This is a genomic window from Pseudactinotalea sp. HY158, from assembly GCF_009660225.1.
Classification (GTDB): Bacteria; Actinomycetota; Actinomycetes; order Actinomycetales; family Beutenbergiaceae; genus HY158.
Map to the genome: position 1 here is coordinate 1,717,043 of NZ_CP045920.1, position 20,422 is coordinate 1,737,464.

Genomic DNA, 20,422 nt, shown 5'->3' on the forward strand with positions numbered 1-20,422 from the left:
AGTGATGGCGATGACACTACGGCTGAGCGCGGAGGACGAGCGTGCGTTGGCGCAGCTCGCCGACGACGAGGGGATCAGCCGCAACGAGGCGGTCCTGCGAGCGATCCGTGAGGCCGTCGCCCGGAGCGGGCACGAAGGGAGGGTCGCCGAGTTGTCAGAACGCGCGCGCCACCGATACGCGGATGTGCTCGAGCGCCTGGGTCGGTGACCACGCTCCTCACCCTTGAGGATCTCCTCGGCCTCGTCGGTGACCTCCGGGTCGGCCCCGTTCGCGACCTGGGTCTCCTCGCCTCGGCCGCGCACCGGCCGGGCGTACGGCTCTTCGGCGTGGACGCGTACCCCTCCCTCGACCTCAAGGCCGCCGCCCTCCTGCAATCCATCGTCGGCAATCATCCGCTGGTCGACGGCAACAAGCGCCTGGGGTGGCTTGCGACGGTGGTCTTCTACGGGCTCAACCGTGTTGATCTGCAGGCGCCGGACGACGAGGCCTTCGACGCGGTCATGCGGGTCGCCGGTGGTGCTCACGAGCTGGAAGGGATCGCCGCGACGCTCGGAACGTGGCACGGGCACTGATCGGGAGCCGGGTGCGCTAATCGAGGCAGAACTCGTTGCCCTCGGGGTCGGCCATGACGATGAAGCCGTTCGAGAGCGGGGGAGCGGGCTCGAACCGCTCGAGCCGGCGTGCTCCGAGCGCGAGGAGCCGCGCGCACTCGACCTCGAGCGCGGCCATCCGCTCGGCCCCGGCGAGCCCGGGTGCGGCCCGCACGTCGAGGTGCACGCGGTTCTTCGCCGTCTTGGGCTCGGGCACCCGTTGGAAGAACAGGCGCGGACCGGCGCCGTCCGGGTCCTCGAGCGCCGCTGCGGAGTTGTGCTCCTCTGCCGGCACGCCCGCCCGGGTGAGGAACTCCTCCCACGCGGCGAGGACGTCCCGACCCTCCTCGACCTCGACACCCGGGGGTGCCGGAAGCCGGTACCCGAGCACCTCGGCCCAGAAGGTCGAGAGCGCGGCCGGATCGGCGGCGTCGAACGTCACCTGGAATTCTCGGGCCATGGCCGCCTCCTCGATCGGTCAGCGCCGCCGGAGGCGCATCTCCTCAAGGTACTCCGCGATGCGCCCGATGGCCTCCTCGAGCGTCGCCACGTCGGGCAGGGTGACGAGCCGGAAGTGGTCCGGGGCGGGCCAGTTGAAGCCGCGCCCATGGGTCACGAGCAGGTGCTTGCTCCGCAGGAGGTCGATGACGAACTTCTCGTCGTCCTCGATCGGGTAGATCTCGGGATCGAGCCGCGGGAAGCAATACAGCGCACCGTCCGGTCGAACGGAGGAGACGCCCGGAATCTCGTTGAGCAGCCGGTCCGCGAGCATCGACTGGTCGTAGTACCGCCCGCCGGGCACGATGAGTTCCTCGACGGACTGGTAGCCGCCGAGCGCCGTCTGGATCGCGTGCTGACCGGGAACGTTCGCGCACATGCGCATGTTCGCCATGAGGGTGAGGCCCTCGAGGAAGTCCGAGGCGAGATGCTTCGGACCGGAGACGAGTAGCCAGCCCGCGCGGTAGCCGCAGACCCGGTAGGCCTTCGACAGTCCCGAGAACGTCAGGCAGAAGACGTCGTCCGCCGCGAAGGTCGCCGTGTGGTGGTGGCGGGCACCATTGAAGAGGATCTTCTCGTAGATCTCGTCGCTGAAGATCGTCAGGTCGTGGCGGCGGGCGATGTCGACGAGCGCCCGGACCATCTCCTCGCTGTAGACGGCACCGGTCGGGTTGTTCGGGTTGATGAGCACGAGCCCGTGGGTGTTCGGGGTGATCTTCGATTCGATGTCGGCCAGGTCGGGCATCCACCCGTTCGCCTCGTCGCACAGGTAGTGCACCGGCGTACCGCCGGCGAGCGAGACGGCCCCCGTCCACAGGGGATAGTCCGGGGCGGGCACGAGGATCTCGTTGCCGGTGTCGACGAAGGTCTGCAGCACCATCGAGATGAGCTCGGAGACGCCGTTGCCGATGAAGACGTCGTCCACGTGCGTATCGGTCAGGCCGTGGGACTGGTAGTACTGCGCCACGGCGGTGCGGGCCGAGAAGATGCCGCGGGAGTCGGAGTACCCCTGCGCCTCGGGCAGGTGGTGCACGACGTCGGCGAGGATCGAGGGGGGAGCATCGAATCCGAACGGGGCGGTGTTGCCGACGTTCAGCTTGAGGATGCGGTGTCCCATGGCCTCGAGGCGCTGGGCCTCCTCGAGGATGGGGCCGCGCACGTCGTAGCGGACGTTCTTCAGCTTCTGACTCTGGATGATCCTGCGCACGGGCCCATCATCGCAGGCCCGGCGGGCGGCGCGCAGCCGTGCCGGGGGAGTGTCGCCGGGGCGCGGCCGCGGGGGAGGGCCTGCCCCGCGGCCACGGCGACGATCAGGACTCGTCGAGGCCGCCGACCCACCGGGCCGGCTCGAAGGCCTCGAGCCAGAACACGGCGGGGGACTCGGAGCCGGTGGCCGCGCCGGTCAGGTCCACGCCCTCGGTCCCCAGGAGCGCGCCCGTCACGGGGTCGGCGATGAGCACGCTCACGGTTCCCGTCTCGGGGGAGAGGTAGGCGAGGGTGACGCCGTCGCGGCCGAGGCGATCGGTCGTGGTGCCGAGCGAGTACAGGTCGTCCTGTCGGGCCAGGGAGTTCCAGAACGCCGCGAGCAGGTCCGGCGGCACGGGCCGTGTCCGGACCATCATCGCGAGGGCGTCGGCGAGGCAGTCGATCCGCGCGGCGGCCACCCCCAGGTCGCATGTGTGCGGTCCCCGGGCGTGGGAGACGGCCTCCAGCAGTGGCCCCGGGTCTCGCGGAAGCCGGTCCGCCCGGAGCACCCCCGCGTCGTGATCGGCGGGCAGCTCGTAGTCGAGGAGCGCCGGACCCGAGAGGTCGACGTCGGGAAGGCTCGTGGAGCCGTCCCGACTCAACGCGGTCCCGCGGACCTCCCGGAAGCGCATGCTCCCGTCCGTCGTACTCGCCCAGGTCCGGCGTTCGACGGGGGCGACGACGAGGCGGGTCCGCTCGTCCTCGTGGACGGCCTCGAGTGCCCAGTACGCGGACTCGACGAGGGAGACGTCACCGGCGTGCTCGGCGACCGGCGTGGCCGCGGCGACGGCCGCCAGGTCCGCGGCCACGGGTGCTCCGGAGGGAGCGCTGCCGTCCGCGACCGACCCGATCGCCGAGGCCGAGTAGGTGAGCATCGGCGGCGTGGCCGCCTGCGCCGGTGTCGGGCGCAGCGCCGGAGCGAGAATGAGCGCGCCCACGGCGACGGCGGCGGCGGCCCCCAGCCAGCGGCCGCGGCCGGACTCGCCGCCCCGCCCGCGGCGAGTGCCCGTGGGGCGCCGGCGCGGACCGGTGGAGACCCCGTCGTCCCGGATGATCGCCTCGTCGAGGCTCGCGCGGATCCGGGCCAGCGCCGCGCGGTCGCCCTGTGGCCCGGGACGCATCCGCTCGAGCAGGTCCATGGGGTCGGCCGTGGAGTTCATGATGTCCGTCCTTCCGGGAGGAGTCCGTGCAGGGTGTCGATCGATCCCGTGCCGGGGGAGTCGGCGCCGGCCGACCGGGGAGTGTCGATCTCTCGCCGGAGCCGGTCCCGGGCGCGGTGCACACGCACCTTGAACGCGCCGAGGGAGCATCCGGCCACGGCCGCGGCCTGCTCGTAGCTCAGTCCGTCCCAGGCGATGAGCAGCAAGGCCTCGCGCTGTCGTGGGCCGAGCTGGGCGAGCCCGCGCAGCAGGACGTCCCGTTCGACGACGTGCACGTCGACACCGACCCCGGACGCCGTCGAGCGTTCGAGCCGGGCGAGCTCCGTCTCCAGGGCACGCCGGCGATAGCTGGAGCGTCGGTGGGAGCGGATCGTGTTGCGGGCGACGACGAGCAGCCAGGGCAGCGGCTCCCCGGGGACGACGGCGAGCCGACGCCACGCGATGAGGAACGTCTCGGCGACGACCTCCTCGGCGAGATCCGGACCGACGTGGCGGATGGCGTATGCGAGCACGCGGCCGCTGCATTCGTCCCACAGGTGCGCGAATCGCTGCGCCTCGGGCCGACCGGTCATGTCGGGTATCGGTTGCTCATCCGTGCTCATATTAGGGAATGGCCGCCCGAGCCCGAAAGTTACCGGGCACGGCGAATTCCCTCGCGGTGGGAGAGCGCCGCCGGCGGGTCGAGGAGCTCGCAGGATGCCTCGCGTATGCGGGACCGAGCATCTCGCTCGAGGAGATGGACTCCGCGATCGCCGCGGGAGCGCGCGGAACGCAATGATCGGAGTGGACACGAACGTTCTGGTTCGGTTCCTCGTTCAGGACGATCCGGAGCAGGGCAGACGAGTAGTGCCCCTTAGAGTGGTGTAGCGCGGTCGCCCAGCTCGTCCCGGTCGTGGACGTGGGTGCGGCCACCGCGTGATCCTTCGAGTCAACCTTCTACCGAATCCTCGAACGGAGTCATCACGATGACCGCACCACATATTGTCGACCCTGGCGGCCTGCTCAGTGAAGCCCTGAGCGAAGCAAGCCCGGATCTGATGCGTTCGCTGTTGCAGACGATGATCAACGCGCTGCTGTCCGCGGACGCCGACGCCGTCGTCGGCGCCGAGTACGGCCGGCCCAGCGCCTCGCGTACGGCGCAGCGTAACGGCTACCGCCACCGCGACCTGGACACCCGCGTGGGGACCGTGGACGTGGCCATCCCCAAGCTGCGCAAGGGCAACTACTTCCCCGAGTGGCTACTCGAGCGGCGCAAGCGGGCCGAGTCGGCGATGATCACCGTCGTGGCCGACTGCTACCTGGCCGGGGTGTCCACCCGCCGGATGGACAAGTTGGTCAAGACCTTGGGGATCGACTCACTGAGCAAGTCGCAGGTCTCGCGGATGACGGCCGACCTGGACCAGATCGTCGAGGACTTCCGCCACCGCCCCCTGGATGAGGCGGGACCGTTCACGTTCGTCGCGGCCGACGCGCTCACGATGAAGGTCCGCGAGGGCGGGCGCGTGGTCGCCACCTCGGTACTGCTGGCGACCGGGGTCAACGCCGACGGGCACCGCGAGGTCCTCGGCCTACGCGTGGCCACCAGTGAGACCGGGTCGGCGTGGAACGAGTTCTTCGCCGACCTCGTCGCGCGCGGCCTGACGGGCGTGCGCTTGGTCACCTCCGACGCCCACCAGGGCTTGAAGGAAGCGATCGGGGCGAACTTGACCGGTGCCGCGTGGCAACGGTGCCGTACCCACTACAGCGCGAACCTGATGGACGTGACACCCAAGAGCATGTGGCCGGCCGTCAAGGCCATGCTCCACAGCGTCTATGACCAGCCCGACGCACCCAGCGTGCAGGCCCAGTTCGACCGGCTCATCGAGTACGTCGACGAGAAGCTGCCCGACGCGGCCGAGCACCTCACCGGCGCACGGGAGGACATCTTGGCGTTCACCGCGTTCCCCAAGGACGTGTGGACACAGATCTGGTCGAACAACCCCCAGGAGCGTCTCAACCGCGAGATCCGCCGCCGGACCGACTCCGTGGGCATCTTCCCCAACCGCAACGCCATCGTGCGCCTCGTCGGCGCCGTCCTGGCCGAGCAGACCGACGAATGGGCCGAAGGCCGGCGCTACCTCGGCCTCGACGTCCTCGCCCGCTGCCGCATCACCCTCATCACCACCACCGACCCCGAGATCGGAGCCGAAACCATGCCCGCCCTGACCGCCTGAACCCCTACGAAGGATCACCCACCGCTACACCACTCCAAGGGACTTGACCGGCAGACGTGCGCTCGCGCTGTTCACGCGGATGACGGTGAACGATTCGGGCTATGTCACGACCGTCGTGCTCGCGGAGGCCTACCGGGTGCTCACGCGGGCCTACCGACTCGCGCCGGCCGATGTTCTGACCGCCCTGAGTGAGTTGCTCGACCGGGACGGCGTCGAGATCCAGGACCGCGAGGTCGTGCGGCAGGCGTTGGCACTGGCCTCGACCGGCGCTCAGTTCCCGGACGCCATGATCGCGGCGCACTGCGCAGCGCGTGGCTGCCTTGAGGTCGCGAGTTTCGACCGGTCGGCACAGGCGCACCTCGGCTTCGTGGCGCCCTGAGGCTCGTCTACGCCCGATCACCCAACTCCGATAATGTGCATTATGTCATTTGTGGTGTCACGCTCGAACGTCCGCGCTCGGTTCCGGCCGGCTGATCCGGCTTGCGCCCGGTTCCCTGGTCACCGCCGGTTCCCTGGTCACCGCAGGAGCTGCTCGGGTGTGTACCGGCGGACGTCGAAGCGGGAGGAGTCGTTGTCGTAGCTGACGATGCTCGCGCGGTGCTCGACCGCGAGCGCGGCGAGGTGCGCGTCGTTGACGAGGTTGCCCGCAGTGCCGAGCTCGTCGAGCAACGAGGACAGGATGCCGAGGTGCCGCTCGCCGGGATGGAGGATGCGTCCGCCCGGTGCCGAGATCCAGTCGTCGACCTGCGCGAACGCCTCCGCGCTCGACAGCGGCGCACTGAAGATTCCGGGCCGGGTCGACAGTCGCACGAACGCCACGATCGCGATCCAGCCGAATCCGACCGTATCCTCCCCCGCGAGCGCTCGTTCGAGCCACTCCAGGGCGGAGGCGTGGTTCCTGGCGTCCTCGTTCACCGCGTACAGCAGAACGTTCGCGTCGACCACCCTCACGTGCCCACCTGCAGGCGCCGGATCAGTTCGTCGTCCTCGAGGGTGCCGGCCAGGCTCAACGCGCGATCCAGGTCCACGGCCGCCGCGCCCATGCGCCGCGTTCGAGTGATCCTCCCCCGCTTCGGCGCCTTCGAAGGGTCCCCCGCACGAATGGCGTCGTTCAACGCTCGCTTGAACGAGACTCCACGCTCGGCCATGAGCCGGCGCACCAACGCCTCGGTGTCGGCGTCCAGCGTGACCGTCGTGCGCATTCTGACAGCATAGCATCACTCGGTTTGATGGGTCGCTGTCGTGATTCGAGTGGGTCGACTCCCATCCATCCCACCGGCCCGCCACCTCGCCCGCGGTCCGGCGCAACGATCGGCATCATGGATGTGACGAGAGCCCACCTGCCGGAGACGTACCGGGTGAGAGCACGCCCGTCCCCTACTCCCCGGTGGTCGCCCATGTCCGATGAAGAACGGTTCAATCGCCTGTACGCGGCGCACCGCGCCGATCTCGAACGATTCGTCTACCGACGCGTGCCCCCGTCACACGTCGAGGACGTCGTGGCCGAGACGTTCCTGACCGCCTGGCGCCGCCTGGACGACGCGCCCGCGGAGCCGCGGCCCTGGCTGTTCGGCATCGCCCGGAACGTGCTGCTGCGCAGCATCCGCACGGCAGGCCGCTGGAACTCCCTCCAGGTGCGACTCGCGGCCGAACCCGCCGGTCCGAGTGAGGAACTGGCCGGAACCGTGGCCACCCGCACCGACCTGACCCGCGCCTGGGCCAGGCTCACCCCCGGCGAGCAGGAGGTGCTCGCGCTGGTGGCCTGGGACGGGCTGAGTCCGAAGGAGGCGGCGGGCGTGCTCGGCTGCCAGACCGGGACCTTCCGCATGCGCCTGCTGCGCGCCCGCCGCCACCTCCTCCACCTGCTCGAACGCCTCCCCGACCCCGGCCCGCTCCGCGCCGAGCCGCTCCCCAAAGGAGTCCTCTCATGATCACCAGCGACAGTACCCTCCTTCGCGACCTCGCCGACCTCGACCCGGCGGCCGGCTGGACCGGCACGGACCCCGCCACCGCCGACCGGACCCGCGCGCGGATCCACGCGCAGTACCGCGCCGACAACACGACGGAGCCAGCGCCCGGCGCTGTCCCGAGGCGGCACACCGGCCGGCGGCTCGTGCTCACCGGAGCGGCCGCGGTGCTCGTGCTCGGCCTCGTCGGCGTGCTCCCGAGCCTCGTCGACGGCGGCCTGACGACTCCCCCGGCCGCTGCGATCCCGATGCTCGACTTCGAGCAGCCCGACGGCGCCCCCGCCGGCGCCGAACTCGCCGGGCTCGCCGCCGACCTGCGGGCCGCGCCCGCGGAGCCCGAGACGGGCCGGTACTTCTTCAGCCATTGGCGGTCGGTCGGCTACTCCATGGGCGAGACGGAGGTATCGGACGGCCACTGGGAGGTCGACCGACTCATCCGCCGAGAGTACGACTACTACCGGTGGGGTGACGGGAGCGATGGCTCCGGCGGGGAACTCGCCGTGCGGAACGGCGTGCCGGAACCGGGGAGCGTGTACGGGCCCGGCGAGGAGTGGTCGCCCGCCAGCGCCACCGTTCCGGGCACGGCCGAGGAGGTGCTGGAGAGCACGACTCGCTTCGGCGGTACCGCGGGCCGCTACCCGGGCAACTATCTGTTGAGCGACTATTCCTCGCTGGCACCGCGACTGACCGCCGAGGACCGCGCCACCTATGTCGACGCCTTCGCACTCGCCGGCGACGTCACCTCCTATGGCCGAGCCACCGACCGGCTCGGCCGCGACGGTCTCGCGTTCGGCGCCACGCGGGTCGTCGTCGACGAGGGCACCGAGATTCCGATCGAGATCGTCGTCCTCCTCGACCCGGACACCGGCGTGGTGCTCGAGGAGGACACGATCTTCCCGAACGACCTGCCCGGGGCGCCCGCCGTGGTCGAGGAGTACCGGCTCCTCGTCGAGGCCGGCCACCACGACTCCGTGCCACCGTGCGGCGACCAGGGGTGCCCGGGCGTCGAGGGGGCGGGCGCGGTCACCGACTGAGCCCGGCCGGCGGCTGCTCACGCAGCCGTCGCGCCAGGCCGGCGCTGCCGGCGGCCATGATCCGCCCGTGTGCCCAGCGGGCGAGCGGCGCCAGCAGGCGCACGAGCCGACGATCCGAGACGACGCACCACCCGATCCGCATCCTGGTCACCGGGGCGCCGTCGGTGGCATCGGAAGCGGCGGCAGAGTCGGCGGGGTCGGCGGCCCAGAAACCGCTCCCCCGCAGCTGCCCGCGCACCCCGAACGTCGATCGCCGCGGCGGCTCGGATCGGGTCAGTTCGAGGGTGAACCGGAGCCGATAGCCGAGCGGGCTGCGCACGACGACCTGCGCCGCCTGCGGTTCGGCATCCGTCGACGGCGCCGACGACCGGACCGACTCGATCCCGCTCCACCAGTCCGGCCACGCCTCGACCTCGGCGAGCACGCGCCAGACCGCCTCCGCCGGGGCCGGGGCCACCCAGGTGGAGACGAAGTGGAACACGCGCGACTCCCCCGCCATCGGTTCCGTGTGTCGATGACCGGACACCGGGCGCGCGGGACTACGGGCGGCGCGGATCGTGGGAGAGCTCCTCGAGCGCGAGCGTCGAATGGGCGTAGGCCCCGCCCGCACGCATCTCCGCGGCGACCCAGATCGCCTCCATGATCTGCTCGTCGCTCGCTCCCCGGCGGCGGGCGAGGCGGGTATGGCCCCGGATGCAGAACGGGCACTGGGTGGTGTGGGCCACCGCGACGGCGATGAGCTGCTTCGTCTGCTCCGACAGGGCGCCGTCGGCGAAGACGGCCGCGGAGAACGCCTCGTACGCCTCGTGCGTGCGCGGCGCGAGCCCCTTGCGCCGGTCCGCGATCTCGGGCGTGGTGGGGTGGTACATGGATTCCGCTGGCATGGCGACCTCCCAGGTCGGCCGGGCGCGCCCACCTGGCGGCTCACCGGCGAGTTCCTTCGGGCGACGCCGGTGCCCGACCCGATATCGACGATACGCCGATCCTCGCCTCCGTTCAGGTGCCGGCGGGGCCACCGGCGGCGATGATGTCCGCATACCAGCGGCCGGAGTCCTTGACGGTGCGCCGGAGCGTCTCGAAGTCGACGTGGACGATCCCGAAGCGGCGGTCGTATCCGAAGGACCACTCGAAGTTGTCGAGCAGCGACCACACGAAGTAGCCGCGCACATCCGCCCCGCCGGCGCGGGCCCGCTCGACGGCGCCGATGTGCGCCCGCAGGTACGCCTCGCGTTCGACGTCGCGCACCCGTCCGTCCGCGCCCAGCTCGTCCGGATAGGCCGCGCCGTTCTCGGTGACGATGAGCGGCAGCCGCGGGTGCTCGGCGCTCAGCCGCACCAGCACCTCGGTCAGGCCCGCCGGCTCGACCAGCCAGCCCATCTGGGTGCGCTCGCCCGGCGGGTCGAGGAACTCGATGTCGCTCGCACCCACCCAGGGGTTCCCCGCGCCGTGGCCGCCGCCGGCGTCCGGTCGGCGTCCGGGAGCGAAGCGCACGCGGGAGGTCGTGTAGTAGTTGACCCCGAGTGCGTCGAGCCGCTGCCCGATCCGGCGCAGGTCGCCGTCGCGCACGAAGTCGAAGTCGCTCACGTGGGCGACGTCGGCGAGCAGGTCCGGCGGATACCCGTGACCGGTCATCGGGTCGAGGAAGATGCGGTTGCCCACGGCGTCGATCCGGCGGGCGGCGTCCACGTCGCGCGGATCGCCCGGATCGTCCGGGCGCACGACGTGCACGTTGAGCGCGGCCGAGACCGGGGTGTCGTCGCCGAGCACCGATCGGATCGCCTGGGTGGCGAGCCCGTGGGCGAGGTTGAGGTGATGGGCGGCCGCCAGCGCCGCCGCCGGCTCGCTCCGGCCCGGGGCGTGCACGCCCGAGCCGTAGCCGAGGTAGGCCGAACACCACGGCTCGTTGACCGTCGTCCACAGGCTCACCCGGTCGCCGAGCCGGCGGGCGACCTCGCCGGCGTAGTCGGCGAACGCGTAGGCGGTCTCGCGTTCGGGCCAGCCGCCGGCGTCCTCGAGTTCCTGCGGCAGATCCCAGTGGTAGAGCGTGAGCACCGGCTCGATGCCCGCCTCGAGGAGGCCGTCGATGAGCCGGGAGTAGAAGTCGATGCCGAGCGGGTTCACCGGGCCCCGCCCGTGCGGCACGATCCGCGACCACGAGGTGGAGAACCGGTAGGCCTGGAGCCCGAGCGCGGCCATGAGCTCGACGTCGTCGATCAGGCGGTGGTAGTGCCCGGCGGCGACATCGCCGGTCTCCCCGCGCGCGGTCCGCCCGGGAGTGTGGGAGAACGTGTCCCAGATGGAGCGCGTGCGCCCGCCCTCGGCCGCGGCCCCCTCGACCTGGTAGGCGGCCGTCGCGGCGCCCCACAGGAAGGGAGGCCCGGCGCCGGTGGTCACGTCAGGTCACTCGAACGGGGCGGGGTCGCCCGCACCGACGCGGAGCACCTCGGGGGCGTCGTCGATGAACTGGACGACGGTCGTCGGCTCCCCGAAGACGTCACCGGAATCGATCACGGCATCGAGCTCGTGGTCGAGGAGATCCTTGATCTCCCAGCCCTGGGTGAGCGCACCCTCGTGCCCCGGCAGGATGAGCGTGGAGGAGAGGATCGGCTCCCCCAGCTCCTCGAGCAGGGCCTTGACCACGGGGTGCTCGGGGATGCGGACCCCGACGGTCTTCTTCTTCGGGTGGAGGAACTGCCGGGGCACCTCCTTCGTGGCGGGCAGGATGAAGGTGTACTGGCCCGGGGTCGCCGCCCGCACGGCCCGGAAGACCCGGTTGGAGATGTGCACGAACTGGCCGAGCTGGGAGAAGTCGGCGCACACGAGCGTGAAGTCGTGCCGGTCCCCCAGCCCCCGCAGCCGCAGGATGCGCTCCTTGCCGGACTGGTTCCCCAGGGCCGACCCGAGGGCGTACATCGAGTCCGTGGGATAGGCGATCATGCCGCCCTCGCGCAGGATCTCGGCGGCCGCGCGGATGCTCCGCACTTGTGGATTGACGGGATGGACATCGAAGTAGCGTGCCATGAACCAACCCTATCGATCCCGGCGGGCCCGGGGTGGAGAACGCCGCCCCGGGCCCGCCGGCGTGCTCAGGCCTCGTCGACGACGAGCACGAGGTCGCCGCCGTCGACCGGGCGCGAGGTGCCCGCCGGCACCCGCTGCACGGTGCCGGCCACGGGGGTGGTGATCGAGGCCTCCATCTTCATCGCCTCGATCGTCGCGACCGACTGCCCGGCCTCGACCTCCTCGCCGACCTCGACGACGGGGGTCACGGCACCCGCGAACGGGGCCGCGATGTGACCGGGGCGGGACGGGTCGGCCTTCTCGACCGTCTCGGCCGTCACGGTCGCGGAGGAGTCACGAACCTCGACGGGGCGCAGGTGATTGTTCAGGGTCGCCATGACCGTGCGCATTCCACGGTCGTCCGGCTCGGAGATCGCCTCGAGGTTGATGAGCAGGCGCACGCCGCGGTCGAGGGTGACCACGACCTCCCGCCCGTGGTCGAGCCCGTAGAGGTAGTCGATCGTGTCGATCACGGAGACGTCGCCGTATTCGGTGCGCAGCTGCTCGAAGGCGGCTGCCGGGCCCGGGAACAGCAGCCGGCTCAGGCGGTCGCGGCGCCGGCCGGAGTCGGCGCCGAGCTCGATGAGGTCCTCGTCCGTCAGGTGCGCCGTCGGGCGGGGGCCGGGGCGCCCGGCCAGGGCCCGCGTACGGAACGGCTCGGGCCAACCGCCGGGGGGCGTGCCGAGCTCGCCGTGCAGGAAGGCGATGACCGAGTCCGGGATGTCGAAGGAGCCGGGATCGGCCTCGAACTCCGCGGGGTCGGCGCCCGTGGCCACGAGGTGGAGGGCGAGATCGCCGACGACCTTCGAGGAGGGCGTCACCTTGACCAGGTGCCCGAGGATGCGGTCGGCCGCCGCGTACATCGACTCGATCTGCTCGAACCGCTCCCCCAGGCCGAGCGCGATCGCCTGCTGGCGCAGGTTCGACAGCTGCCCGCCGGGGATCTCGTGGTCGTACACCCGCCCCGTCGGGGCGCGCAGGCCCTTCTCGAACGGCGCGTAGGCGGTGCGGACCGCCTCCCAATAGGGCTCGAGCTCGGTCACGGCCCGCAGCTCCACCTCGGGTGCCCGCTCGGTGTGTTCGAGCGCGGCCACGAGCGCCGAGGCCGGGACCTGGCTCGTGGTGCCGCCCAGCGGGGCGCTGGCGACGTCGACGGCGTCGACGCCCGCGTCGATCGCGGCGAGGAGCGTGGCGAGCTGGCCGCCGGCGGTGTCGTGGGTGTGCAGGTGCACGGGCAGGTCGAACCGTTCCCGCAACGCGGCCACGAGGGTCGCGGCCGCGGGCGGGCGGAGCAGCCCGGCCATGTCCTTGATCGCGAGCACGTGGGCGCCCGCGGCGACGATCCGCTCGGCCAGGCGCAGGTAGTAGTCGAGGGTGTAGAGCCGCTCGCCCGGGTCGGTCAGGTTGCCGGTGTAGCACAGCGCCACCTCGGCCACGGCGTGGGTCTCGCGCACCGCCCGGATCGCCGGGGCCATCTGCTCGACGTCGTTGAGCGCGTCGAAGATCCGGAACAGGTCGATCCCGGTCTCCGCCGCCTCCTTGATGAAGCTGTCGGTCACCTCGGTCGGGTACGGGGTGTAGCCCACGGTGTTGCGCCCGCGCAGGAGCATCTGCAGCGCGATGTTCGGGGCCGCCTCCCGCAGGCGTTCGAGTCGCTGCCACGGGTCCTCCCCGAGGAAGCGCAGCGCGACGTCGTAGGTCGCCCCGCCCCATGCCTCGATCGAGAGCAGGCCGGGGGTCGTGCGGGCCACGTGCGGGGCGACGGCGAGCAGGTCGGCCGTGCGCACGCGGGTGGCGAGCAGCGACTGGTGGGCATCGCGGAAGGTCGTGTCCGTGAGCGCGACCGCGGTCTGCTCCCGCAGCCGGCGGGCGAATCCCTCCGCGCCCTCGGCGGCGATGAGCTGGCGGGTCCCGTTCGGCGGGGCGACCGAGAGGTCGACGTCCGGAAGCTTGCTGCCCGGGGCGATGAGGTGGGCCGGGCGGGCCCCGTGCGGCCGGTTGACGGTCACGTCCGCGAGGTAGCGCAGCATCCGGGTGCCGCGGTCGGCGCTCTCCCGGGGGGTGAGCAGCTCGGGCCGTTCCTCGATGAACGAAGTGGCGATGTCACCCGCGAGGAAGGCCTCGTCGTCGAGCACCGCGCGCAGGAACGGGATGTTCGTGCGCACGCCCCGGATGCGGAACTCGGCCAGGGCCCGCCGGGCGCGACGCACCGCCATCGGGAAGAGCGAGCCGCGGCACGTGAGCTTGACGAGCATCGAGTCGAAGTGTCCGGTGATCTCCGCGCCGGCGTGGGCGGTCGCCCCGTCGAGACGCACTCCGGCGCCGCCCGGGGAGCGGTAGGCGGTGATCCGCCCCGTGTCGGGCCGGAAGCCGTTCGCGGGATCCTCGGTCGTGATCCGGCACTGCAGGGCGTAGCCGTTGACCCGCAGGTCCTCCTGCCGGATGCCCAGGTCCGCGAGGCTGTCGCCGGCGGCGATACGCATCTGGGCGGCCACGAGATCGACGTCGGTCACCTCCTCGGTCACGGTGTGCTCGACCTGGATGCGCGGGTTCATCTCGATGAACACGTGCCGGCCGGCCCGCTCCCCCGAGGTCTCGAGCAGGAACTCGACCGTGCCCGCGTTCTGGTAGCCGATGGCGCGGGCGAACGCGACCGCGTCGGCGCACAGGGCCGCCCGGATCTCGGGATCGAGGTTCGGCGCGGGCGCCATCTCGATCACCTTCTGGTGGCGGCGCTGGAGGGAACAGTCCCGTTCGAACAGGTGCACGACGTCGCCGTGGGCGTCGGCGAGGATCTGAACCTCGATGTGCCGGGGCCGCTGCACGGCCTGCTCGAGGAAGACCGTCGGGTCGCCGAACGCGCTGCCGGCCTCGTGCATGGCCGCGGTGAGAGCCGCGGGCAGGTCCTCGGGCCGCTCGACGCGGCGCATTCCCCGGCCACCGCCGCCGGCGACGGCCTTGACGAACAGCGGGAATCCGACGTCCGCCGCGGCGGCGACGAGGGCCTCGACGTCGCTGGAGGGCTCGCTCGAGTCGAGCACGGGGATCCCGGCGCGCTGCGCGGCCCGCTTCGCGGCGACCTTGTTGCCGGCCATGTCGAGCACGTCGGCCGGCGGGCCGACGAACGTGATCCCGGCGGCGGCGGCGGCCCGCGCGAGGTCCGGCTGCTCGGAGAGGAAGCCGTAGCCCGGGTAGATGGCGTCGGCCCCGGACTCCCGCGCGACCCGGAGGATCTCGTCGATGTCGAGGTAGGCCCGCACGGGGTGGCCCTCCTGCCCGATGAGGTAGGCCTCGTCGGCCTTGAGTCGGTGTTCCGACGCGCGGTCCTCATGCGGGAAGACCGCGACGGTTCGGGCCCCCAGTTCGTAGGCGGCCCGGAACGCGCGAACAGCGATCTCGGCCCGATTGGCGACCAGCACGGTGGAGAACATGAACCTTCCTCAACAACGTCGACAGCGGGATTTCCTGCAAACTACTCCCCCATCCGGCCCCGGCGCGCAGCAGTCTCACGCACGCGGCCGTGCCCTCCCCTCCTGCGAGCCGGCGGCGACGGGCGCGGGCCATGCCATGCCATGTCACGCCATGCCACGCCGCGTGGCCCACGAGACCTCGCGCCACGGCGCGGACCGACCGGGGCGAGTGTCCGCCTCGGTCGTCGCCACCGGGATACGGCGGCGGTGTCAGCCGATCTTGCGCGAGCGACGCCGGGCGAGCTCGTCGAGCCCGGTGCCCTCGTCGGCGGCGCGTTCCGTGGGGAACTCGGCGAGGCTTCCCTCGACCTCGCGCCAGACCCGTCCGACGGCGATGCCGAAGACGCCCTGGCCGCCCTGGACGAGGTCGAAGACCTCATCGGCCGAGGTGCATTCGTACACGCTCGCGCCATCGCTCATGAGCGTGATCTCGGCGAGGTCGTCGACCCCGCGTTCGTGCAGGTGGTCGACCGCGGTGCGGATCTGCTGCAGGGAGACGCCGCTGTCGAGGAGGCGCTTGACCACCTTGAGGACGAGGATGTCGCGGAAGCTGTACAGGCGTTGGGTGCCGGAGCCGGTGGCTCCCCGGATGCTCGGTTCGACGAGTCCGGTGCGGGCCCAGTAGTCGAGCTGGCGGTACGTGATGCCGGCCGCGCGGCAGGCGGTCGACCCCCGGTATCCGGTCGCCTGGTCGAGATCGGGAAGGGTGTCCCCGAACAGCATCCCCTGGGCTCGTTGGGGGGCGTGGGATGCCACGTCCGCGGCCACGTCGTTCCCGCTCACGCCACTCACTCTCCTCGACGGCAGTCGACACCACTGTACGCCCCGGGCGTCTCATGCCACAGGGCCGGTGTTCTCTGGCTAACGTAGGGCCGCGGAGGCGCCGCGTCAACGATCCGCGCCGCGGGACGTGCCCGGCGTGTCGGGACGGCGTGTCTCACCTTCGAGTAGAGGTTGAGGGTGGCCGGTGGTCGCCCGTGGATTTCCGCGGGATTCCCGGGCCGCGCACCTCCCGGGAGGCGGCCGGTGGCACCGGACCCGTCCGGGGTGAGGCTGCACACGCCGGGCTACTCGTCCTCCTCGTCGGGATCCTCGTCGTCGTCCTCGTGCTCGTCCTCGCCCAGGAAGTCCTCCGGGCTGACCGTATCGAGGAAGTGGCGGAACTCCGCGACCTCCTCGTCGGGATCCGCGTGGTTGGCGAGGTAGATCTCGTCGCCGTCCGGCAGGAGTTCCACGCCGGCCTCGGCGAGCACGGCCTCCGCGCACCAGATCCCCACCCCGGCCCGGACCGCCAGCGCGATCGCATCCGAGGCGCGGGAGTCCACCCGCCGGTCGTTCGTGAGCACGAGTTCGGCGATGAAGGTGCCGTCGGTGAGCGAGACGATGTGCACCCGCAGCAACTCGGACCCCACGGCGTTCAGGCTCGCGAGCAGCAGCTCGTACGGCCCGGGCCGCGGGGAGTGCAGGCCGCTCTGGGCGGCGGCGATGGCCACGCCCTCGTGCGGGCCGATGAGGATCGGCAGGGTGAGTGCTCCGTCGCTCTGCTGCAGGAGCACCACCACATCGTGCGCCGAGCTGGAGACCCGCACGCGCACCCCGAGAATGTCCATTCGCTGCATGAGACCAAGGTACGCTCCGGGCCACCGTGAGCGAATGGTTTTGACGGAGGAGATGATCCTCAGAGCCGCTCGATGCCGTCCGTCACGAGCGCCGCGTGGAGTCGCGTGAGCACCTGGGCGAGCTCACCGGCCTGCGCCTGCGCGGCGGCCTCCGCGGACCCGCGCGTTCGATGGGAGCGGATCGGGGCGGTGATCTGCTCGATGAGGTCGACCTGGCGGTCCGCGGCGATCCGCAGGGTACGCAGGTGCCGGGGCGCAACGCCGTACTCGGCCAGGCTCGCGGCCTCGCTCACGACCGGGAGCACCCCCGGTCCGTACCGGCGGCCCCGATCGGCCACGATGATGCCGGCCTCCGCCAACTCGGCCACGAAGGTCGCCTCGAGGCCGGCCGCCTCGGCCAGCTGCGCGATCGACATGCGCGTGCGGGTAGCGGCCGCCGTGAGCTCGCCGTCCTCGGTCACGACCCGCGCCCCGGGCGCCGGCGCCCCGGCCCCCGCACGGTCGAGTTCACGCAGCCGCTCCCGGATCACCTTGAGCGGCAGGAACGAGTCCCGCTGGGCGGCGAGGGCGAATCGGAGCCGCTCGACGTCGGCCTGGGAATAGGTGCGATAGCCCGACGGGGTGCGGTGGGGGGTGACGATGCCCTGCTCCTCGAGGAACCGGATCTTCGAGATCCGGACCGTGGGGAACTCCTGCGTGAGGATCGACAGCGCGGTGCCGATGCTCATCGTGGGAGTGCGCGAGACCCCGAACGGCCACTGCTCGGTGTGCGGATCGTCTGCGCCGGAGGAGGCGGCGGACAGTGCGTTCATCGGTCGGCGGCGCTCTCGGGGCCGGCGGCCGTGCCGGTGGCCGGCCGGTTCGGGCTCGGATGGAACGTCAGCCGGTACTTGCCGATCTGCACCTCGTCGCCCGCGCGGAGCGTGGCGGTCTCGATCCGCTCGCGATTGACGTAGGTGCCGTTGAGGCTCCCGACGTCGCGCACCGTGAAGCCGCCCGCCGCGGACAGGAACTCGGCGTGCTTGCGGGAGACGGTCACGTCGTCGAGGAAGATGTCGGCACGGGTGTGCCGCCCGGCGGTCACCCGTTCGGCGTCGAGGAGGAACCGGGCGCCCGCGTTCGGGCCGTGCTGAACGATGAGCAGGGCCGAGGCGGGAGGCAGTGCCTCGATGGCCGCGCGATCCCCCGCGGCGATGGCCGAGGGCGGGGCGTAGTCCGGATCGACCGAACCCACCCGGTCGAAGGTCGCGGTGGTGTGCACGTCCGGGCGCGCGGGTGACTCCACGGCGTGCTCCTGCTGCTCCTGGTCCCGGCCGGCCGCAGACTGGGCGGACGCGGGGTCCGGAACCTGTGGGCCCTGGGTCGTCATGGTCGTTCCTCGCTCATCTGCGCATCGAAGTGATGCCTAGAACCTTACCGTTCGGTCGAGGGTGAGGCGATGCCCGGCTCGCGCGGTCATTCCTCGGTCACGGGCGTCGCATATTCGGGAGGGGACACGGTACGCACCGCATCGATGCGAATCAATTCCGACGTCGTCATCTGCACCGCGGCACCCGCGTTCCGGAACCCGGCGAGCGCTCCCCCGGGGATCTCCAGCGCGCCCGCGATCGTGTCCGGGTTGCCGATCGCCGACCACAGATAGGGCGGGGAGATGATCTGGCCGTCGGCGAGGAGCTCACCGCCGGCGTCGAGGAAATAGGAACTGGCCACGATCCGGACACCGCTCACCGAGATCGCCTCGGCTCCCGAATTACGAAGCTCCTCGAGCATGTGCACCATGTCCTGGGCCGCGACGCCGTGGTCGGGATCGTCCACCCGCACCGTGACGCCCTGGCCCTCGACGGGCACCGTGCCGGCGAGGATTCCCTGCAGCGTCGCGTAGTTGCGAAGGTAGCGGCCCTGGTCGGAGCCCGACTGGAGATTGCTGCGGTCGAGGCGCAGCTGGGAACGTTCGGCCGTGAGGTCCTCGTTGCGCTGGGTGACCTCGTCGAGGAGCCGCACGAGGTCGTCCTGCCGCATGCTCGAGAGCTCGTCGGTCTGGGTCTGGCGTACCTGCACGACGACGGCGAATCCCACGAGCATGGTGAGCACGCCGATCAGGGCGCTCGTGCGCCGGCCGATCCGGCGCCGCCGTGGCCGGTCCGTGCCCGCTGTGTTCGCTGGGCCCGCTGTGTTCGCTGTGGGCACTGTGTTCGCTGTGCCCTGTGGGTCCGCTGTGCCCTGTGGGTCCGGGGCGTTCGCTGTGCCCTGCGAGTCGGGGTTCTCCTCGGCCATCGTCACGCCTTGAAGACGTGGCGGCGGATGGAGGCCGCGTTGGAGAAGATCCGGATGCCCAGCACGACCACGACCGCGGTCGACAACTGCGCCCCCACTCCGAGCTGATCGCCGAGGAACACGAGGAAGCAGGCGACGAGCACGTTGAACAGGAACGACGTCACGAAGACCCGCTCGTCGAACGTGGCCTCGAATCGCGCGCGCACGGCCCCGAGCAGCGCATCGAGGGCCGCGACCACCGCGATCGGAAGGTAGGGCTGCAGCTCCACGGGGATGTTCGGCTTGAACAGCAGGCCGAGGACGATGCCGATGACCAGTCCGGCGACGGCGACCATTCAGTCTCCTTCCTCGACCGGACCCGGGTGCCCCGCGCACGTGTGTCCACGCCGGGGGTGGGGCAAGTCTGACACGGGCTACCCCTGCTCTGTGACGTAGTGGAGCTTGGGCGCGGTCCCCGCCGGCAGGGCGAGATCGGCGGCCTGGACGACCGAGCTGCCGATGCCGTACATCGAACCGAGCGTGGCCAGTTGCGCGGCCGCGGTGCTCCGCGCGAACTCCGTGCGCAGACCGTTCGGGTCGCCGATCGCCTCGACCTCATAGGGCGAGACGAGCGGCTTGAGGTCGACGAGGATCGCCTCGCCCGCCGAGCGGATCGCCGTGCCCGCGCTCACGCGATGCCCGTTGATGGCGATCGCCTCGGCCCCCGCGGCCCACAGCGCGTTGACGACGAGCTGGAGGTCGACGTCGAACACGCGGGCCGGGTCGTCGCCCCCGACGGCGCGGGTCGAGTCCTCCAGGGTCACCGCGACCCCCGGTCCGGTCACCGCGATCGTGCCGGCCGAGACGGCGGCATCGCGCGCGCGGGAGAGGAACTCCTCGCTCACGTCCCCCTGCTCCGCCTGCAGCTCGTTGATCTCCCCGCGCAGGCCCGCGATGTCCTCCCGCAGGCCGTCGGCGATCGCGACCCGGTCGCGGATCTGCTCCTCGAGCACGCCGCGGGCACTCAAGGCGCTGTCCACCGGGGCACGCAGCTGTCGGGCGGCCCACACCCCGCCGACCCCGATCGCGATCGCCAGGAGCAGCACGAACAGCTCCTGCAGCCGCGACCCGCGCGGGCGCGCGCCCCCGCTCCCCCGCCGTTCGGCCATCGCCGCATAGCCGGGATCGAGCGGTCGCTCCATCACCTCGGTCAGCAGCGTCATGGACGCGTCGGGACGACGCGGCTGCTCAGCCATGGCACCCTCCGCTGCGTCTAGGTGGGATCGGGCGGTTCCACGGCGATTCTATGCGC

At 71.6% G+C, this 20,422-nt stretch carries 24 protein-coding genes; 6 read left to right on the forward strand and 18 right to left on the reverse strand.

Going from position 1 to position 20,422, the window contains the following annotated elements:
* The first annotated feature begins 4 nt into the window (after positions 1-4).
* Together GCE65_RS07675 and GCE65_RS07680 are read left to right on the forward strand one after the other, a co-directional pair.
* Positions 5-208, forward strand: a complete 204-nt coding sequence (locus GCE65_RS07675) for a ribbon-helix-helix protein, CopG family (RefSeq protein ID WP_153877969.1) — start codon at positions 5-7, stop codon at positions 206-208.
* Positions 205-573, forward strand: a complete 369-nt coding sequence (locus tag GCE65_RS07680; RefSeq protein ID WP_153877970.1) for a type II toxin-antitoxin system death-on-curing family toxin — start codon at positions 205-207, stop codon at positions 571-573. Before GCE65_RS07675 ends, GCE65_RS07680 begins: the two co-directional genes overlap by 4 nt.
* Before the next feature lie 16 nt (positions 574-589).
* Here the strand turns inward: GCE65_RS07680 and GCE65_RS07685 are convergent, their stop codons facing one another.
* The 4 genes from GCE65_RS07685 to GCE65_RS07700 all read right to left on the reverse strand — a co-directional run bounded on the left by GCE65_RS07685 (position 590) and on the right by GCE65_RS07700 (position 4,066).
* Positions 590-1,051, reverse strand: coding sequence for a VOC family protein (locus GCE65_RS07685; protein ID WP_153877971.1), 462 nt, complete (start codon positions 1,049-1,051; stop codon positions 590-592).
* Positions 1,052-1,069: 18 nt separating this feature from the next.
* Positions 1,070-2,296: a pyridoxal phosphate-dependent aminotransferase gene (locus GCE65_RS07690; protein ID WP_153877972.1), complete on the reverse strand. Its 1,227-nt coding sequence runs from the start codon at positions 2,294-2,296 to the stop codon at positions 1,070-1,072.
* A 103-nt stretch (positions 2,297-2,399) separates the two neighbouring features.
* Positions 2,400-3,494: a hypothetical protein gene (locus GCE65_RS07695; RefSeq protein WP_153877973.1), complete on the reverse strand. Its 1,095-nt coding sequence runs from the start codon at positions 3,492-3,494 to the stop codon at positions 2,400-2,402.
* Complete coding sequence (locus GCE65_RS07700; RefSeq protein WP_153877974.1) at positions 3,491-4,066, reverse strand: RNA polymerase sigma factor; 576 nt, start codon at positions 4,064-4,066, stop codon at positions 3,491-3,493. Before GCE65_RS07700 ends, GCE65_RS07695 begins: the two co-directional genes overlap by 4 nt.
* Before the next feature lie 393 nt (positions 4,067-4,459).
* Here GCE65_RS07700 and GCE65_RS07705 point away from each other — a divergent pair, with 393 nt between their 5' ends.
* Entirely contained in the window at positions 4,460-5,707 is a 1,248-nt protein-coding gene (locus GCE65_RS07705; RefSeq protein WP_153877975.1) for an IS256 family transposase, read from the forward strand.
* 43 nt (positions 5,708-5,750) lie between these two features.
* Positions 5,751-6,086, forward strand: a complete 336-nt coding sequence (locus GCE65_RS07710; RefSeq protein WP_153877976.1) for a PIN domain-containing protein — start codon at positions 5,751-5,753, stop codon at positions 6,084-6,086.
* 137 nt (positions 6,087-6,223) lie between these two features.
* Here GCE65_RS07710 and GCE65_RS07715 read toward each other — a convergent pair whose 3' ends face one another.
* Positions 6,224-6,658 carry a type II toxin-antitoxin system VapC family toxin gene (locus GCE65_RS07715; RefSeq protein WP_153877977.1) on the reverse strand — a complete coding sequence of 145 codons (435 nt, stop codon included), beginning with the start codon at positions 6,656-6,658 and terminating at the stop codon, positions 6,224-6,226.
* A complete protein-coding gene (locus GCE65_RS07720; protein WP_153877978.1) occupies positions 6,655-6,909 on the reverse strand; it encodes an antitoxin in 255 nt (84 codons plus the stop codon). Before GCE65_RS07720 ends, GCE65_RS07715 begins: the two co-directional genes overlap by 4 nt.
* A 195-nt stretch (positions 6,910-7,104) precedes the next feature.
* On the opposite strand from GCE65_RS07720, the gene GCE65_RS07725 reads away from it, so the two are divergent.
* Both GCE65_RS07725 and GCE65_RS07730 read left to right on the forward strand, forming a co-directional pair.
* Positions 7,105-7,638: an RNA polymerase sigma factor gene (locus GCE65_RS07725; protein ID WP_194928866.1), complete on the forward strand. Its 534-nt coding sequence runs from the start codon at positions 7,105-7,107 to the stop codon at positions 7,636-7,638.
* Positions 7,635-8,708, forward strand: a complete 1,074-nt coding sequence (locus GCE65_RS07730) for a hypothetical protein (RefSeq protein WP_153877980.1) — start codon at positions 7,635-7,637, stop codon at positions 8,706-8,708. The genes GCE65_RS07725 and GCE65_RS07730 overlap by 4 nt, the downstream gene beginning before the upstream one ends.
* On the opposite strand, the gene GCE65_RS07735 is transcribed toward GCE65_RS07730, so the two are convergent.
* The 12 genes from GCE65_RS07735 to GCE65_RS07790 all read right to left on the reverse strand — a co-directional run bounded on the left by GCE65_RS07735 (position 8,698) and on the right by GCE65_RS07790 (position 20,366).
* Entirely contained in the window at positions 8,698-9,207 is a 510-nt protein-coding gene (locus tag GCE65_RS07735) for an SRPBCC family protein (protein ID WP_153877981.1), read from the reverse strand. The two genes, GCE65_RS07730 and GCE65_RS07735, sit on opposite strands and share 11 nt — an antisense overlap.
* A gap of 40 nt (positions 9,208-9,247) precedes the next feature.
* Positions 9,248-9,592 carry a carboxymuconolactone decarboxylase family protein gene (locus GCE65_RS07740; RefSeq protein WP_152818104.1) on the reverse strand — a complete coding sequence of 115 codons (345 nt, stop codon included), beginning with the start codon at positions 9,590-9,592 and terminating at the stop codon, positions 9,248-9,250.
* A 112-nt stretch (positions 9,593-9,704) separates the two neighbouring features.
* Positions 9,705-11,102, reverse strand: coding sequence for a GH1 family beta-glucosidase (locus GCE65_RS07745; RefSeq protein ID WP_153877982.1), 1,398 nt, complete (start codon positions 11,100-11,102; stop codon positions 9,705-9,707).
* 6 nt (positions 11,103-11,108) lie between these two features.
* Positions 11,109-11,729 carry an L-threonylcarbamoyladenylate synthase gene (locus GCE65_RS07750; protein WP_152818103.1) on the reverse strand — a complete coding sequence of 207 codons (621 nt, stop codon included), beginning with the start codon at positions 11,727-11,729 and terminating at the stop codon, positions 11,109-11,111.
* 65 nt (positions 11,730-11,794) lie between these two features.
* On the reverse strand, positions 11,795-15,199 hold the full coding sequence (locus GCE65_RS07755; protein WP_153877983.1) for a pyruvate carboxylase: 3,405 nt from the start codon (positions 15,197-15,199) through the stop codon (positions 11,795-11,797).
* A 249-nt stretch (positions 15,200-15,448) separates the two neighbouring features.
* Positions 15,449-15,961 (reverse strand): MerR family transcriptional regulator, encoded by a 513-nt coding sequence (locus GCE65_RS07760; RefSeq protein ID WP_152818240.1) that lies wholly within the window; start codon positions 15,959-15,961, stop codon positions 15,449-15,451.
* Between the two features lie 344 nt (positions 15,962-16,305).
* Positions 16,306-16,857: a bifunctional nuclease family protein gene (locus GCE65_RS07765; RefSeq protein ID WP_194164942.1), complete on the reverse strand. Its 552-nt coding sequence runs from the start codon at positions 16,855-16,857 to the stop codon at positions 16,306-16,308.
* A gap of 59 nt (positions 16,858-16,916) precedes the next feature.
* Positions 16,917-17,669 carry a MerR family transcriptional regulator gene (locus GCE65_RS07770; protein WP_153877984.1) on the reverse strand — a complete coding sequence of 251 codons (753 nt, stop codon included), beginning with the start codon at positions 17,667-17,669 and terminating at the stop codon, positions 16,917-16,919.
* A complete protein-coding gene (locus GCE65_RS07775) occupies positions 17,666-18,226 on the reverse strand; it encodes an FHA domain-containing protein (protein WP_152818100.1) in 561 nt (186 codons plus the stop codon). The genes GCE65_RS07770 and GCE65_RS07775 overlap by 4 nt, the downstream gene beginning before the upstream one ends.
* An 86-nt stretch (positions 18,227-18,312) precedes the next feature.
* Entirely contained in the window at positions 18,313-19,131 is an 819-nt protein-coding gene (locus tag GCE65_RS07780) for a DUF881 domain-containing protein (RefSeq protein ID WP_153877985.1), read from the reverse strand.
* Positions 19,132-19,133: 2 nt separating this feature from the next.
* The gene (locus GCE65_RS07785) at positions 19,134-19,466 is read right to left on the reverse strand and encodes a small basic family protein (RefSeq protein ID WP_152818098.1); all 333 of its coding nucleotides are present in this window, start codon (positions 19,464-19,466) and stop codon (positions 19,134-19,136) included.
* A gap of 78 nt (positions 19,467-19,544) precedes the next feature.
* Positions 19,545-20,366, reverse strand: coding sequence for a DUF881 domain-containing protein (locus GCE65_RS07790; protein ID WP_153877986.1), 822 nt, complete (start codon positions 20,364-20,366; stop codon positions 19,545-19,547).
* Positions 20,367-20,422 lie beyond the last annotated feature (56 nt).

Excerpts from the sequence above, each read along its gene's own strand:
- GCE65_RS07725 (WP_194928866.1), top strand. The coding sequence starts at position 7,105 with ATGTCCGATGAAGAACGGTTCAATCGCCTGTACGCGGCGCACCGCGCC.
- GCE65_RS07785 (WP_152818098.1), bottom strand. The coding sequence starts at position 19,466 with ATGGTCGCCGTCGCCGGACTGGTCATCGGCATCGTCCTCGGCCTGCTG.
- GCE65_RS07765 (WP_194164942.1), bottom strand. The coding sequence starts at position 16,857 with ATGCAGCGAATGGACATTCTCGGGGTGCGCGTGCGGGTCTCCAGCTCG.
- GCE65_RS07720 (WP_153877978.1), bottom strand. The coding sequence starts at position 6,909 with ATGCGCACGACGGTCACGCTGGACGCCGACACCGAGGCGTTGGTGCGC.
- GCE65_RS07705 (WP_153877975.1), top strand. The coding sequence starts at position 4,460 with ATGACCGCACCACATATTGTCGACCCTGGCGGCCTGCTCAGTGAAGCC.
- GCE65_RS07750 (WP_152818103.1), bottom strand. The coding sequence starts at position 11,729 with ATGGCACGCTACTTCGATGTCCATCCCGTCAATCCACAAGTGCGGAGC.
- GCE65_RS07735 (WP_153877981.1), bottom strand. The coding sequence starts at position 9,207 with ATGGCGGGGGAGTCGCGCGTGTTCCACTTCGTCTCCACCTGGGTGGCC.
- GCE65_RS07760 (WP_152818240.1), bottom strand. The coding sequence starts at position 15,961 with ATGCTGTTCGGGGACACCCTTCCCGATCTCGACCAGGCGACCGGATAC.
- GCE65_RS07790 (WP_153877986.1), bottom strand. The coding sequence starts at position 20,366 with ATGGCTGAGCAGCCGCGTCGTCCCGACGCGTCCATGACGCTGCTGACC.
- GCE65_RS07755 (WP_153877983.1), bottom strand. The coding sequence starts at position 15,199 with ATGTTCTCCACCGTGCTGGTCGCCAATCGGGCCGAGATCGCTGTTCGC.
- GCE65_RS07695 (WP_153877973.1), bottom strand. The coding sequence starts at position 3,494 with ATGAACTCCACGGCCGACCCCATGGACCTGCTCGAGCGGATGCGTCCC.
- GCE65_RS07700 (WP_153877974.1), bottom strand. The coding sequence starts at position 4,066 with ATGACCGGTCGGCCCGAGGCGCAGCGATTCGCGCACCTGTGGGACGAA.
- GCE65_RS07780 (WP_153877985.1), bottom strand. The coding sequence starts at position 19,131 with ATGGCCGAGGAGAACCCCGACTCGCAGGGCACAGCGAACGCCCCGGAC.
- GCE65_RS07685 (WP_153877971.1), bottom strand. The coding sequence starts at position 1,051 with ATGGCCCGAGAATTCCAGGTGACGTTCGACGCCGCCGATCCGGCCGCG.
- GCE65_RS07730 (WP_153877980.1), top strand. The coding sequence starts at position 7,635 with ATGATCACCAGCGACAGTACCCTCCTTCGCGACCTCGCCGACCTCGAC.
- GCE65_RS07770 (WP_153877984.1), bottom strand. The coding sequence starts at position 17,669 with ATGAACGCACTGTCCGCCGCCTCCTCCGGCGCAGACGATCCGCACACC.
- GCE65_RS07775 (WP_152818100.1), bottom strand. The coding sequence starts at position 18,226 with ATGACGACCCAGGGCCCACAGGTTCCGGACCCCGCGTCCGCCCAGTCT.
- GCE65_RS07740 (WP_152818104.1), bottom strand. The coding sequence starts at position 9,592 with ATGCCAGCGGAATCCATGTACCACCCCACCACGCCCGAGATCGCGGAC.
- GCE65_RS07675 (WP_153877969.1), top strand. The coding sequence starts at position 5 with ATGGCGATGACACTACGGCTGAGCGCGGAGGACGAGCGTGCGTTGGCG.